Source organism: Hydrogenophaga intermedia (assembly GCF_023715105.1).
GTDB classification, from domain to species: Bacteria; Pseudomonadota; Gammaproteobacteria; order Burkholderiales; family Burkholderiaceae_C; genus Hydrogenophaga; species Hydrogenophaga intermedia_A.
This window is the reverse complement of the sequence record NZ_JAMBNO010000005.1, coordinates 68,355-83,300: the sequence shown is the minus strand read 5'-3', so window position 1 is coordinate 83,300 and position 14,946 is coordinate 68,355. Positions and strand designations below refer to the sequence as shown.

Below are 14,946 nucleotides of genomic sequence, written 5' to 3'. Positions count from 1 at the left end.
TCAGCCGCCCACGCGCTGGTAAAGCAGCAGGCTTTCCTTGTTGTCGGTCAGGCGGCGCACGGTCGCCTTGAAGGCCCACTGCGTGAGGTTCACGCGTCTGTCCAGGGTTGGTTGGCTTTCTGGCGACACGACCATCGCCTGGCAGCGTGACGCGTCTTGCGCGGTGCTGCGCACCAGCTTGAGCTGGCCGTGATACTGCAGCGCGCTGACCTGCGCCTGTGTCAGTCCGTCCACCAGCACGCACGCATCGGGCGGCACCAGCGTGGCAATGCGGCGCGAGATCGGGCCGTAGCTGCGCCCGAAGTCGAGCAGCGGCAGCCACAACGTCATCAGCAGCAACCAGCACAGCGTGGCCCCCGCGGCCGGCAGCACGAGACTCTTCCAGATCGCCTCGCGGTGGCGGCCGACGCGCCAGGCCACCAACCACAGCCACGCCAGGGTGGCCGCAGCGCCCAGCAGGAACAACAGCAACGAGAACTCGGGCACGAAGCCCGGTGCCAGCCGGGCCACGTTGGCCGCGGGCTTGGCTGGTACGCCGGTCATCATGGCGAACCAGATCACCCAGATGACCAGGGCACAGAACGAGAAGAAGAGCAGGGTGAACCAGTCGATCAGCGACGACACGCTGCGCCGCAAGGTGGGCAGGGCAAAGGCCGCCAGCGCGGCGAACGCCGGCAGCGCCAGCAGCAGGGCGCGGTCGCGCTCCTGGGCCAGGGTGGTGTGCGCCACCACCACCAGCACGGCCCACAGCGGCAACGCCAGGTGGGGCTGCAGCCACTGGTGCCGCCAGCGCCACAGGGTCCAGAGCGCGAGCGGCCACGCCGGCCAGGTGAACCACAGCAGCAGTCGCGCCCAACTGTCCCAGGGCAGGTTACCCCAGGCGGTGGCCACTTCCGGCAACCGCAGCCCACCCACCCAGACGGCCACGCCCAGCGCCAGCACCCAGGCCGCCAGCGCCAGCCACCACGCCACCGAGGGGCTCGTGGCGGAGTTCTCGGCCCCGCGGCGCAGGTGGTGCCAGCCGAGCAGGGCCAACCAGCCCAGGCCGAGCAAGGCCGCCAGCCCGGGCGCGTGACTGAGCATCAGGCCAAGCAGGCCGATCAACCACCAGAGCAGGCCACGCCAGGCCTGCGGCGCGCCGGGCTGGGCCAGGCGGGCGGCGCCCAGCAGCATCAAGGTTGTCCAGGCCAGGCGGGCAAGATCGGGCGTTGTCTCGTGCGACAGCTGGGCCAGCCCGAGGCAGGCAACCAGCGCCAGCAGCGCCGCGTCGGCCAGGGCGCGGGCGTAGTCGGCGGGTTGGGCCTCGCCCCCGAAGGCAAAGGCCACCGGCAGGGCTGCCGGCTGGCGCGCCAGGTGATAGGCCGCGTACCAGGTGGCCGCCAGCGTGAGGGCGAGCAGCAGGCCGAACGGGATGCGAACCGCGAAGTCAGGGGAAAGGAAAGGCAGCGCCTTGATGAAGATGGCGCCGAGCCAGTAGGGCAGCGGCCCGGCGTCAACCACCGCACTGCCCAGCACGGACGGTTGCCACCACGCGGCGGTGCCGCCCGCGAGCTCGAGCATGGCGCCGAAGGCGCCGACGTCGGCGTTCTTCCAGGGCTCACGCCCGAGGAAGCCGGGCAGCACATAGGCCACGCAGAAGAGGATCAAGGCCAGGCGCGGCAAGCGGCGCACGGCCGACTGGCTCACGATGGCAGGCGTCGGGCGATTCACGGCTGGGGACTATACAAGCCGTCTTTGCGGCACAGGGGGTTCGCCAGGGCAGAAACTCGCGGGCGAAAAAAAAAAGCAGCCGGAGACTGGCTGCTTTTCTTCGGGCAGGGACCGTGCTTACTTGGCGGTCTTGCCGTAGCGGTTGCGGAACTTCTCGACGCGGCCGCCCATGTTGTCCACGCTCTTTTGCGTGCCGGTGTAGAACGGGTGCGACTCGCTGGAGGTATCGAGCTTGTACAGCGGCAGTTCGCGGCCGTCGTCCATCTTGATGGTTTCCTTGGTGCTGGCGCAGGAACGCGTGACGAACTTGAAGTTGTTCGACAGGTCCAGGAAGCAGACGTCGCGGTAGTTGGGGTGGATGCCCTCTTTCATGGCGTTTCCTTGTGTTCGGTTGCGACAGCCGCGCCGGAACCCTTCCGACGTACTTGCCGCCAAGCAAAGCGTGGGATTATAGCGCCCCCGCGCCGCCTTCGGCGTCACCCCCCCAGGGGGCGATGCGAGCGGCTTGGCAAAGCCAGTTCCGCCGCATCCTCGGACCGGGCACGCGCTCCGGAGAATGCCAGGCAATGTGAGTTGAGGGGGAGTTCATCCAGAAACACCGAGGAGCCGGCTTTGCCGGGCCTCAGGTGTAGTCCCCCCTCGAAGCGCCGCAGGCGCGCAACAAAGGGGGGAAGCCGCGGCAGCGGCGCAGGGGGGTTATCCCCCTCTACGCATCATGTCGAAGAACTCGGAGTTGTTCTTCGTGGCTTTCATGCTCTTGAGGACCATCTCCATGGCTTCGATCTCGTCCATGTTGTACATGAACTGGCGCAGGATCCGGGTCTTCTGCAGGATCTCGGGCTGCAGCAGCAACTCTTCGCGGCGGGTTCCGCTGCGGTTGAGCTGGATCGAGGGGAAGACGCGCTTCTCGTACAGGCGCCGGTCGAGGTGGATCTCGCAGTTGCCGGTGCCCTTGAACTCCTCGAAGATCACCTCGTCCATGCGCGAACCGGTGTCGACCAGGGCGGTGGCGATGATGGTGAGCGAGCCGCCTTCTTCCACCTTGCGTGCCGCGCCGAAGAAGCGCTTGGGACGCTGCAGGGCGTTGGCGTCAACACCACCGGTGAGCACCTTGCCCGAGGAGGGCAGCACGTTGTTGTAGGCGCGGGCCAGGCGGGTGATCGAGTCCAGCATGATCACCACGTCCTTCTTGAGTTCGACCAGGCGCTTGGCGCGCTCGATCACCATCTCGGCCACGTGCACGTGGCGGGCGGCAGGCTCGTCGAAGGTGGAGGCGATGACCTCGCCGCGCACGGTGCGCTGCATTTCGGTCACTTCCTCGGGGCGCTCGTCCACCAGCAGCACCATCAACTCGACGTCGGGGTGGTTGGCGGTGATGGCGTGGCAGATGTGCTGCATCATCACCGTCTTGCCGCTCTTGGGCGGAGCCACGATCAGCGCGCGCTGGCCGCGGCCGATGGGCGCAATGATGTCGATGATGCGGCCGGTGATGTTCTCGTCGCTCTTGATGTCGCGTTCCAGGCGCATCTGTTCCTTGGGGAACAGCGGCGTCAGGTTCTCGAACATGATCTTGTGCTTGTTGTCCTCGGGGGGCAGGCCGTTGATCTTGTCGAGCTTGTTGAGCGCGAAGTAGCGTTCGCCATCCTTGGGGATGCGGACTTCGCCCTCGATCATGTCGCCGGTGTGCAGGTTGAAGCGGCGGATCTGGCTGGGCGAGATGTAGATGTCGTCGGTGCTGGCCGTGTAGCTGGTGTCCGGCGCGCGCAGGAAGCCGAAACCATCGGGCAGCACTTCGAGCACGCCGTCGGCGTAGATTTGCTCGCCGGTCTTGGCCCGCTTCTTGATGATGGCGAACATCAGCTCCTGCTTGCGCATGCGGCCGGTGTTCTCGATTTCGAGCGCTTCGGCCTGCTTGAACACTTCGGATACGTGCAGGGCCTTGAGTTCGTTCAGGTGCATGGACGTCACTCCAGCGAGGAGGCGATTGGGATGAGCGGGGGGGTGGGCGCCGAGGTCCGGATGTCGGACGTTGCGCGAAGGAGGCACGGGCGCTGTCGCGGCCCGCTTGCGGCGCATTATGACAGGAATCGCGGCGATCGCGGTCTGTCGCCGAGCCCGCGCGGGGCTCGTGGGCCCGGGCCATGCCCGGGCCGCGCAGCCATCAGGCGAGCTGCTGGTCGATGAAGGCGGTGAGCTGCGCCTTGCTCAGCGCGCCGACCTTGGTGGCGGCGAGCTGACCGTCCTTGAACAGCATCAGCGTGGGGATGCCGCGGATGCCGAACTTGGCGGGCACGTCGCGGTTGTCGTCCACGTTGAGCTTGGCGATCTGCAGCTTGCCGTTGTAGGAACCTGCCACTTCGTCGAGGATCGGCGCGATCATCTTGCACGGGCCGCACCACTCGGCCCAGAAGTCCACCAGCACGGGAGCCTTGCTGTCCAGCACGTCGGCCTGGAAGGTCGCGTCGGATACGTGTTTGATGAGATCGCTGGCCATGATCGTCCTCGGAATCGGTAGGCGGGGGAGGTTACAGTTTCAACGCATGCGACGGAAGATGCGACGGAATCGCCGCGCCTCACGGACGCCTCACGCGAGCGGCCGCATTGTGACAGAAACCCCTTTTTCATGACGCCTGCGACCGCGAGACCTCACAGCGAGTCGGCCCTTGCCACGCAAGACCTGCAAGCCCACTGCGAATGCGGTTCGTGGCCGGTTGCACTGGCACGCATCGACGCCCAGTTGCGCGAGCGCAGCGTTGCGGCTTCGCGGGCCGTCGTCCTGGTGCCGCAGGGCGCCCTGGCCGCCGAGGCGCGCCGCGCCTGGGCCGTGGAGCACGCGCATGGCCGCGTGATGCAGGGCCTCGTGCCGCGCTTCGTCACGACCCGGCAATGGGCCGAGTTGCTGCAGCCCTGGCAGGGCGGCCCGCAGGATTGGAGCCGCGATCCGGCGCGCGATGCCCTGGTGGCGGCGGGGTGGCTCGATCGTGTGGTGCGCGAACCGGTCGAGCCCGGCTTGCGCCGCGAACTGGTGGCGCGGCTGGTGGAAGCGGCAGGGCAGCTCGCCCCCCTGGCGGCCGCGCGCCACCCGCAATCGCGCCAGGCCTGGGCCGACGCCGCGCGGGCCTCCCTGGCACCCCCGGGCGGCGGCAACACGCGCTGGGAAGGGTTGGTTGCCCATGTGGCATTGGCCTGGGTGGGTGCCTGCGGCTTCGACACCGACGCTCTCTGGACGCCCGCCGCGCGCAACGACGCCGACCTTTTGATCCTGTTGCCGGGGCACCAGGCCGACCCGCTGGCCGAGGCCTTGATGCAAATCTGGGGTGCCGCTGGCGTGCGGCTGGGGTGGGGCGCGGCGAGCGGCGAACCGGTCGTCGCATCGCCGCGTGTGCGGGCCTGTACGGATTTCGAGCACGAGGCATTGAGTGCAGCCGCCTGCGTGGTCGATCACCTCAATGCGGGCCGGGCGCCCGTGGCCTTGATCGCGAACGACCGCCTGCTCACACGCCGTGTGAGCGCGATCCTGGAGGGCGCGGGCGCGCGCTTGCGCGACGAGGCCGGCTGGAAGCTTTCCACCACCCAGGCGGGTGCCGCCTTCATGGCACTGTTGCGCGCGGCCGCACCGCGCGCCAGCAGCGACGACGTGCTCGATTGGCTCAAGCTGGCGCCCGCCTTCGATGCGACCGAAGTGCAGCGTTGCGAACGGGCGCTGCGTCGCCAGGGCGTGTCGCTGTGGGCCGCAGCACCATCCGACCACCGCCCCGCGGGCGCCGACGCGCTGCTGGGCGCCTTGCAGGCGGCGCGCCCGCTGGTGCATTGGCTGCGCGATGTGGATCGGGCGCTTGAACTCAGCGGCCAGCGGGCAGTGCTCAAGGCCGATGCAGCGGGCCAGCAATTGATGACACTCCTGCGCTTGGGAGAGGCCTCGCACGAACTCGACGGGCTGGGCGAAACGGCCGGTGAGGGCGGGCGCCGCCGCTGGAGCCTGGCGCAGTTCAGCGCCTGGGTGCGCGAGGTGCTCGAAGGCGCCGGCTTTCAGTCGGGGGCTTCGGGCGCGCCCCAGGTGGTGGTGGTGCCCCTGTCACAGCGCCTGGGGCGCTCTTTCGCGGCCGTGGTGGCACCGGGTTGCGATGAGCGCCACCTGCCTGCCAGTCCCGAGCCCACGGGCGCGTGGACCCGCGATCAACGCCAGGCGCTGGGCCTGCCCGATCGCGAGGCGCTGCGTGCCGCCCAGGCATCGGCATGGGCCACCTTGTTCGACGGCACGCCGCTCGATCTGCTCTGGCGTTCCCACGACGGGGGGGAGCCGCGCTTGCCCAGCCCGTTGCTGGACGCCTTGTCACTTCAGCCCGATGCCGTCGCACTCGAGCCGCAGGAGATCGCATCGCGCGGCACGCCGGCGCCGCAGCCGAGCGCGCCCGGGCTTGTGCCCGAGCGCCTGTCCGCCAGCGCCTACGAGGACTTGCGGCGCTGCCCTTACCGCTTCTTCGCGTTGCGCCAGTTGCGCCTGAGTGAAGCCGAGGAGCTCGACACCGAGGCCGATGCGCGCGACCTGGGCAACTGGCTGCACAACGTGCTGCGGGCATTCCATGAAGCACGCCGTGACGCGCGGCCCGGTGAAGCGGCCGACCGTGCGGCGCTCGACGCCCTGGCCGAGCAGGAGGCCGCGCGCATGGGCCTTACGCACGAGGCCGGTGCCGCCGGTTTTCTGCCGTATCGCGCGCAATGGCCGGCGCTGCGCGAGGGCTACCTGCGCTGGCTGCAGGCGCATGAAGCGCAGGGACATCGCTTCGTCGAGGCCGAAGCGGCGCACGAAGCGCGCGCCGGGCGCTGGACGCTGCAGGGCCGGCTCGACCGCATCGACGACGCTCCCGGCGCGCTGCCGCTGGTGATCGACTGCAAGACCGAAAGCCGCCCCACCACCCGCGATCGCGTGAAGCAGCCCTTCGAGGACACGCAGCTCGCGTTCTACGCGGCACTGCTGGGCGCGCCCGCGCTGCGTGCGGCCTACCTCAGCCTCACCGACACCCGCAGCGGCCCGGACGACGCGGCGCTGCTGGTGGAGCAGCCCGAGGTGCTGGCCGCGCGCGACGCGCTGCTGCAAGGCCTGGTGAGCGACCTCGAGCGCATGGCCGCTGGCGCGCCCATGCCCGCACTCGGCGAAGGCAGCACCTGCGACCACTGCGCAGCGCGCGGTCTGTGCCGAAAGGATTTCCTCTCATGAGCGGGCTGGCCTACCGCATCGATGGCCGCCAGGTACCGTCCGAGGCCTTCTACGCACGCGCCTGCGACCCGTCGCGCAGCGTCGCGATCGAGGCCTGCGCGGGCGCCGGCAAGACCTGGATGCTGGTCTCGCGCATCCTGCGCGCGCTGCTCGCGGGTGCCCAGCCGCAGGACATCCTGGCCATCACCTTCACCAACAAGGCGGCCGGCGAGATGCGCGAGCGCCTGCAGCAGGAGCTGGCGCGCTGGGCCACGCTCGACGACAACGAACTTCACGACGCGTTGTGCCAACGCGGTCTGGATGGCGCGACAGCCCGGATGCTGCTGCAGCCCGCGCGCGGGCTGCAGGCGCGCCTGCGGGCGCAAGGCCGCCCGGTGCAGCTGCTTACCTTTCACGGCTGGTTTGCGGCCTTGCTGCGCGCTGCACCGCTGTCGCTGCTGCAGTCGCTCGGTCTGCCGCCATCGTATGAGCTGCAGCAGGACGACGCGCCCTTGATCGAACGCACCTGGCCGCGCTTCTTCGCGGCGCTCGCGTCCGACCTCGCGCTGCAGGCCGACTTCTTTGCCAGCGTGGCCGAGATCGGCCGCCACAACACCGTGGAGGCCTTGCGCAAGGCCGCGGGCAAGCGCGTGGAGTTCACGCTTGCCGACGAGGCCGGCGTGGTGGAACACAGTGTGGAACCCTTTGGTGCGCTCTACCCGCAATGGGCAACGCTGGAGCGGCCCGCGCTGTCGCTCTTGAACGCCGAAGCGCGCCAGCGCTGGCACGAGCGCGCCAGCGCGCTGGGCCGCGAGGCCAACGCCACACCGCGCAAGGCTGCCGACGCGGTGGTCGATGCTTTCTTGTTGCCAGACGAGCCGCAACGCGCGCCCGAGCGGCTGGCGCGGCTGCGCAAGGCCTTCTTCGTGAAAGACGAAGACCGCTTGAGCAAGAATCTGCAGAAGTTCCCGGCCGCCGAAGCCGCCGAGGCTGAACTGCAGGCCCTGTGCGCAGCCGAGCGGCAGCACACCGCCTGGGCGCATCACCAGCGCATGGCGCGCCTCACGCGTCGCTTCCTCACCTGCCTGGCCGAGCTCAAGCGCGAGCGCGGCTGGGTCGACATGAACGACGTGGAAGGCGCGGCGCGCCGATTGCTGGGCGACGCCGAGCTCTCGGGCTGGCTGCAGCAGCGCCTGGACGCGCGCGTGCGCCACTTGCTGATCGACGAGTTCCAGGACACCAACCCCTTGCAATGGCAGGCGCTGTACGGCTGGCTGTCAGCCTATGCCGGCGCGGGGGCGGGCGAGGCACCCAGTGTGTTCCTGGTGGGCGACCCCAAACAGTCGATCTACCGCTTTCGACGCGCCGAGCCGCAAGTGTTTCGCGCCGCCCAGGCCTTCGTGGTGCAGGGCCTGGGCGGGGCGCTGCTGGCCTGCGACCACACGCGCCGCTGCGCGGTGGCCGTGGTGGACGCCGTGAATGCGGTGATGTCGCGCGCGGTGAACGATGGCGACTACGGCGAGGCCGTCGGCGCCGCTTTTCGCCCGCACACCACCGCAAGCAAGGAGGCCGGTGCGGTGCTGGCCTTGCCCGAGGTGGCGCGCAGCGCGCGCGTGCGCGCCGAAGCCGACGCCAGCACCTGGCGCGACAGCCTCACCCAAGCGCGACACCCGCCCGAGGACGCCATGAGCACGCTCGAAGCGCGCCAGGCGGCCGACTGGATCGCCGCCGAAATTGCGGCGGGCCGCGTGAGCGCCGATCAGGTGATGGTGCTCTCGCGCAAGCGCGAGCGACTGGGTTGGATGCACGAGGCGCTGCGCGAGCGTGGCATTGCCAGCGATGAGCCCGAGAAGACCGACCTGGCCGACGCCCCCGCGGTGCAGGACGTCATCGCCCTCATCGACGCCCTGGTCTCGCCGGGGCACGACCTCAGCCTGGCGCGCGCGCTGCGCTCGCCCATCGGTGGTTGGGGCGACGACGAACTGGTGCTCCTGGCGCAACAAGTGCAACGCGTGCGGGGTTCGCAGGCACCGGACACAGCCGATGAGATGCCCCGTGGGACGGCGCGCGACGTGCCCACCTGGTGGGACGTGTTGCGCGACACGGCGCGCACTCCTGACGCCCCCGCCCTGTGGCGCGACACCGCCGAACGCTGGGCCGGCTGGCAGGCCGCCTTGCGGGCACTGCCACCGCACGACGCACTGAGCCGCATTTTTCGCGAGGGCGAACTGCCGGCGCGTTATGCCCGGGCCGCGCCCGCCGCCCAGCGCGCCGGGGTGCTGGCGCAATTGCAGGCGCTGCTGGCCTTGTCGCTGCAGCACGAAGGCGGGCGGTACCTCACCGCCTACCGCCTGGTGCGCGCCGTGCGCGCGGGGGGCCTCACCCTGGCGCCGGTGGCCGCACCGGGCGCCGTTCGTCTGCTCACCATCCACGGCGCGAAGGGGCTGGAGGCGCACACCGTGCTGCTGCTCGACACCCATGCTGCGCCCTCGCGGCCCGAAACCACCGGGGTTCTCGTGGACTGGCCGGGCGAAGCGGCCCATCCGCAGCGCTTCGTCTTCCTCACCCATGAAAAAGCCGCACCGCTGTGTGCCCAGCCTTTGCTCGATGCCGAGCGGCGTGCACGATCGCTGGAAGAACTCAATGCGCTCTACGTGGCCATGACGCGCGCGGCCGAGCGGCTGGTGGTGTCGCATTTCGAGCCGCACCAGGCGCCCGCACAGACCACGTGGTGGGCGCGTCTGTCGCCCGTTGCCACGCCACAGGAGGCCCCTGCGCCCCTGGCGAGCACCGATGCCGGCAGCGCCGCCCCCTGGGTGCTGCACGGCCTGCCGGCGTTGCGCGCGGCGCCCGAGCCAGAACCTCCCGTCATGGCCCCCGATGACGACCCCGCCACGCGCTGGGGCCAGGCGGTGCACCGCTTGCTGCAGTGGTGCCCAACGCCCGCCGCGGGCTTCGATTGGGACGACACCCACCAGCGTGCCATCGAGCGCGAACACGCGCTGGACGCCGCGCGCAGCGCCGACGCCCTGGCTGCGGCGCGCCGCATCGTGCGGGGCGAGGCCGCCTGGGCCTGGGACCCGACGCGCATCGACCACTGGGGCAACGAGGTCGACCTGGTCCATCAGGGGCAGGCCCTGCGTCTGGACCGTCTGGTGCGCGAGGGCGCCAGTGGCGTGTGGTGGGTCATCGACTTCAAATCCCACGACGCCCCCCACACCGTGGCCGAACACCGCGAGCAACTGCGCGGCTACCGTGCGGCACTGCAGGCCACCCAGCAGGGCGGCACGGTGCGTTTGGCCTTCATCACCGCGCAAGGGCGCTTCATCGAACTGGACGCCCCATGAGCGATATCGACGTGGCCATCGTGGGCGGCGGCCCGGCGGGCCTCATGGCCGCCGAGGTGCTGTCACGCGCCGGTGTGGCGGTCGATCTGTTCGACGCCATGCCCTCGGTGGGCCGCAAGTTCCTGCTCGCAGGCAAGGGCGGGCTCAATCTCACGCACGCCGAGGATTTCGAGCCCTTCGTGTCGCGTTTCGGGACGCGCGCCAGCGTGTTGCGCCCCATGCTCGAGCACCTGGGCCCGCAGGCCGTGCGCGACTGGGCGGCGAGCCTGGGGATTGCCACCTTCGTGGGCAGCTCGCGGCGCGTGTTCCCCACCGACATGAAGGCCGCGCCGCTGCTGCGGGCCTGGCTGCACCGCCTGCGCCATCCTGCGCCCGGCGGCGCGCCGGTGCGCTTTCACATGCGCCACCGCTGGATCGGCTTCGCCCCCGATGGCGTCTTGCGCTTCGCAACGCCTGAGGGCGAGGCCAGCGTGCGCCCACGCGCCACGGTGCTCGCACTCGGTGGCGCGAGCTGGCCGCGCCTGGGCTCCGATGGTGCCTGGGTGCCCCGGCTGCGCGACGCGGGCATCGATGTGACAGCCCTCGAACCCAGCAACTGCGGGTTCGATATCGCGGGCTCGCCGGTGCATGGTGTGGCCGAGGGGTGGAGCGCGCTCTTTTCGCAGCGCTGGGCCGGCCAGCCCTTCAAGACGGTGGCGCTCGCGCTCGATGAGCCCACCGGGCGGCATTGGCATCGCGGTGAATTCGTGGCCACTGCCACGGGCATCGAAGGCAGCCTGGTCTATGCGCTTTCGGGCGCGCTGCGCGAACGCATCGCTCGAGAAGGCATTGCCACGCTGTGGGTCGATCTGTTGCCTGACCACAGCGCCGAGCGGGTGCGCGCTGAAGTCGCCCACCCGCGCGGCTCGCGCAGTCTCTCCAGCCACCTGAAGGGCCGTCTCGGGCTCGACGGCATCCGGCTCGCGCTGTTGCACGAATGCCTGGACCGCGACACACTGCACGACCCGGTGCGCCTGGCACCCGCCATCAAGGCGCTGCCGCTTCGGCTGCTGCGCGCGCGCCCCGTGGCCGAGGCCATCAGCAGCGCCGGTGGCGTGCGCTTTGAAGCGCTCGACGAACGCCTGATGGCACGCGCTCGGCCTGGCCTGTTTGTGGCCGGGGAAATGCTCGACTGGGACGCTCCCACCGGCGGCTACCTGCTCACGGCCAGTCTGGCCAGCGGGGCATGGGCCGCAGATGGGTTGGGGCGCTGGCTGCGCAGGCCAGCCTGAGCACGCCGGCTCGGCCGGGTGGCCATGCCGCCGCCTGCGCGGATGGCGCCGATGAACCTTTGGCGCCCGACCGGTTACTCAACGCGAGCCAGAGCGGAGATTGCAATCGCCCGCTCCCCTGCCATCGCCATTCCAGAGAGTTGATTCATGGTTTCACGCACTTCAAGCTCCAAGCTGCATTCCCATGCCCCTTTGAAGGAGCCCCCTGAAAAGGGCAGCGCCACCGCAAAGGCGGCGGACAAAGCCCTCAGCAAACACCCGCAGGCCGCGCGTGTTTTTCTGCACAAGCGCTTCGGCACGAAAGCGTTGTCATTCACCCCCCCCAATTGGCTTCAACGCAAGCTGGGCGGGCATCGAATCGATGCCGACACGCGGGATTTCTTCGCTCAATTGGGCTTGGACAACCTGCTTCATCCGGATCCGGGCGTGCGACGGGCCGCGGCGTGTTTGTTTTTGGGCGCCCGACCGGGCCAGGGTGAATTCGAAGTGACCGAGGGGCTGCGTCTGGCCATCAAGAAGCTGGCCAATCCGCAGGACAAGTCTTTCGATGAATATCAGAAGCAGAACGACCCGCCCGGGAATCACCTGGGTGCCCTGGCGTTCGAGAAGGCGAAAGAACTGTCCCGCACCACACAGCCCACCCCCACGCCGACCCAGGAGCCGGAACCGCAAGCAATGGTCATCACGCCAGCCAAGAAGCCGGATCTCAGCGAGATCGACGGGCTGCTGGCGGGAGTGGGGCCGGCGCCTTTCGCCGCGGCCACGCCCTACAAGTTGGAAGAGCACTACAAGCGACTGACGCGCAACCACGATGCGCACACCGGCCCATTCAGCGACGCAGACGCGGTGAAAGAATTCACCCAGCAGATGCGACAAGCCCACGACTATCACGAGCCCCGGGCCCATGGCCAGGTGTCGGATCTGGTCAGATTCATCTCCTCGGGCAACACCGAGAAGCTGTCAGGCAATCGACTGATGCCGATGAATCAGTTGGGTGACCGCAAGTTCGAGGGGCCGTCCGGGCGGCTCGAAGCCCTTCACCATCTGTGCTTCAACACCAGCTTCCTGCGGGACATGAAACCGGGTCAGGCCGCCTTCTACATGGGCTTGTATAACGAGCTGGCGCAGCAATACGAGAACGCGATGCGCGAGCAGTCGGCCTGATTGCCGCGTCCCCGGCACCATGAGCAACGGGAGATGCCCGATGGCATCCCCCGTTTCGTTTTTCGGTGCGCTGAAGTCCTGTCGGTCAGCGCCGTGCCGGCGGCGACGTTGCCATGGCACGTGGGCAGGGGAGGCGAAATAAGGTGACGAGCCTTGACCCCGGCACTGGCTTCACGGTTAGGGCTGCTTGGTTCCCCACCTGACCCGGTTGGCCGCTTCACCATGCGGGAAGGCCCGTCGCTGGTGATTGTAGGCGACGGCTGTAAAGCCCTCATGAAGGCGTGGACCCCCCGCATAGAATCGCCCGCATGTCTTACGTCGTTCTGGCCCGCAAGTACCGCCCGCGCAACTTCCGCGAGATGGTGGGCCAGGGCCACGTGGTGCAGGCGCTGTCCAATGCCTTGCAGAGCCAGCGGCTGCACCATGCCTATCTGTTCACCGGCACGCGCGGCGTGGGCAAGACCACGGTCTCGCGCATTCTGGCCAAGTCGCTCAATTGCGTGGGTGCTGACGGGCAGGGCGGCATCACCGCCGAGCCCTGTGGTGTGTGCCAGGCCTGCACCGACATCGATGCCGGCCGCTTCGTCGACTACACCGAACTCGACGCCGCCTCCAACCGCGGCGTGGACGAGGTGCAGTCGCTGCTGGAGCAGGCGGTCTACAAGCCGGTGCAGGGCCGCTTCAAGGTCTTCATGATCGACGAGGTCCACATGCTCACCAACACCGCGTTCAACGCGATGTTGAAGACGCTGGAGGAGCCGCCGGAATACCTCAAGTTCGTGCTCGCCACGACCGACCCGCAGAAAGTGCCGGTCACCGTGCTGTCGCGCTGCCTGCAGTTCAACCTGCGGCCGATGGCGCCCGAGACCGTGGCCGAGCACCTCCAACAGGTGCTGCAGTCCGAGCAGGTAAACGCCGAGCCAGCGGCGCTGCGCCTGCTGGCGCGTGCCGCGCGCGGCTCCATGCGCGACGCGCTCTCGCTCACCGACCAGGCCATCGCGTTCGGCAACGGCCAATTGCTCGAAGCGCCGGTGCGGCAGATGCTTGGCGCCGTGGACCGCGGCCACGCGTTTCGCCTGATCGATGCGCTGGCGCAGGGCGATGGCGCGAGCGTCGTGCAGACGGTGGAAGCACTGCGCCTGAACGGCCTGAATGCCGCCTCCACCCTGGAGGAGATGACGGGCGTGCTGCAGCGCATGGCGGTGCACCAGAGCGCGCCCGAGGCGCTGGGCGCCAGCAGCGACCCCGACGAGGCGCAGATCGCGCAACTGGCGCACGCCTTGCCGGCCGATGAGACGCAACTGCTTTACAGCCTGTGCCTGCACGGACGCACCGAACTGGGGCTGGCGCCAGACGAATACGCCGGGCTGACCATGGTGCTGCTGCGCCTGCTGGCCTTCAAGCCCGCGGGTACGGCGGAAAAAAAAACTCCGCTGAAGCCCGCTGAGGCGCGGCCGTCGGTTGCGACCGCACCGGCTGCAGCCGCACCGATACCAGAAGCCATCCCTGCGCCCGGACCTGCACCCGGACCTGCACCCACGCCGGTAGCCGTACCGGTTGCCGCGCCGCAAGCGGTGGTGGCACCAACACCTGCACCGACACCCGCACCGACGTCCACACCCGCCCCCGCCGCACCCGTCCCTCGCCCGGTGCTGGCGGACGAGCCACCCGCCGACGATGCCCCCTGGCCCGAGCCCGAGGAGGATGCGCCGCCCTGGGACGCATCGCCTCCCCCAGCCGCCGCGGTCGTTTCAACCCATCGGCCCGCGCCTCGTGTGGTGCAGGTGCCGGTGCGCGACGCGGGCGTGCCCGGCCGGCTTGACCAACCTCGCCCGAGCACCCCCCTGGTGCCCACGCCCGAAGGTGAGTTCTGGGCCGCTGTGGTGCAGCAGCTCATCGATGCCGGCGCGGTTTCGGCCCTGGTGCGCGAGCTCGCGCTGCAGTCGCAACTGGTGTCGCGCGAGGGTGCGCGCTGGTTGCTGCGCATCGAGCGCGAGTCGCTCAACCAGGGCAGCAACCGCGAGCGCCTTGCCGCAGCCCTGCAGTCCATCGGTCACGCGGTGGAACTGGCGGTGGAGCAGGGCGCCGTGAGCGATTCGCCGGCGCGGCGCAACGCCGCCGAGGCCGAACGCCGCCAGCGAGAGGCCGAGCAGCAGATCCTGGCCGACCCCTTCGTGCAGACGATGATGCGCGACTTCGGCGGCACAATCGTGCCCGGCTCGCTCAAGCCACTGACTTCCCACTGATACCCAAGGAT

General features: G+C 69.4%; 9 protein-coding genes and 1 other RNA gene. 5 read left to right on the top strand and 5 right to left on the bottom strand.

Going from position 1 to position 14,946, the window contains the following annotated elements:
* From M3149_RS06140 to trxA, 4 genes are all read right to left on the bottom strand, one after another.
* Positions 1–1,710 carry a hypothetical protein gene (locus tag M3149_RS06140; protein WP_251708448.1) on the bottom strand — a complete coding sequence of 570 codons (1,710 nt, stop codon included), beginning with the start codon at positions 1,708–1,710 and terminating at the stop codon, positions 1–3.
* A gap of 117 nt (positions 1,711–1,827) precedes the next feature.
* Positions 1,828–2,082: a type B 50S ribosomal protein L31 gene (locus M3149_RS06135; protein ID WP_251708447.1), complete on the bottom strand. Its 255-nt coding sequence runs from the start codon at positions 2,080–2,082 to the stop codon at positions 1,828–1,830.
* Between the two features lie 324 nt (positions 2,083–2,406).
* On the bottom strand, positions 2,407–3,669 hold the full coding sequence (gene rho, locus M3149_RS06130; protein ID WP_251708446.1) for a transcription termination factor Rho: 1,263 nt from the start codon (positions 3,667–3,669) through the stop codon (positions 2,407–2,409).
* Positions 3,670–3,871: 202 nt separating this feature from the next.
* Complete coding sequence (gene trxA, locus M3149_RS06125) at positions 3,872–4,204, bottom strand: thioredoxin TrxA (protein WP_166226671.1); 333 nt, start codon at positions 4,202–4,204, stop codon at positions 3,872–3,874.
* A gap of 129 nt (positions 4,205–4,333) precedes the next feature.
* Between trxA and M3149_RS06120 the strand changes: the two genes are divergently transcribed.
* The 4 genes from M3149_RS06120 (at position 4,334) to M3149_RS06105 (ending at position 12,689) form a co-directional block, all read left to right on the top strand.
* A complete protein-coding gene (locus M3149_RS06120; RefSeq protein ID WP_251708445.1) occupies positions 4,334–6,928 on the top strand; it encodes a PD-(D/E)XK nuclease family protein in 2,595 nt (864 codons plus the stop codon).
* Positions 6,925–10,254 carry a UvrD-helicase domain-containing protein gene (locus M3149_RS06115; protein WP_251708444.1) on the top strand — a complete coding sequence of 1,110 codons (3,330 nt, stop codon included), beginning with the start codon at positions 6,925–6,927 and terminating at the stop codon, positions 10,252–10,254. The genes M3149_RS06120 and M3149_RS06115 overlap by 4 nt, the downstream gene beginning before the upstream one ends.
* Positions 10,251–11,525: a TIGR03862 family flavoprotein gene (locus M3149_RS06110; protein WP_251708443.1), complete on the top strand. Its 1,275-nt coding sequence runs from the start codon at positions 10,251–10,253 to the stop codon at positions 11,523–11,525. Before M3149_RS06115 ends, M3149_RS06110 begins: the two co-directional genes overlap by 4 nt.
* Positions 11,526–11,672: 147 nt before the next feature.
* A complete protein-coding gene (locus tag M3149_RS06105) occupies positions 11,673–12,689 on the top strand; it encodes a hypothetical protein (protein ID WP_251708442.1) in 1,017 nt (338 codons plus the stop codon).
* 142 nt (positions 12,690–12,831) lie between these two features.
* On the opposite strand, the gene ffs is transcribed toward M3149_RS06105, so the two are convergent.
* An RNA gene (gene ffs / locus M3149_RS06100) (signal recognition particle sRNA small type) lies at positions 12,832–12,928 on the bottom strand.
* Between the two features lie 69 nt (positions 12,929–12,997).
* Between ffs and dnaX the strand changes: the two genes are divergently transcribed.
* Positions 12,998–14,935, top strand: a complete 1,938-nt coding sequence (dnaX, locus tag M3149_RS06095; RefSeq protein ID WP_251708441.1) for a DNA polymerase III subunit gamma/tau — start codon at positions 12,998–13,000, stop codon at positions 14,933–14,935.
* Positions 14,936–14,946 lie beyond the last annotated feature (11 nt).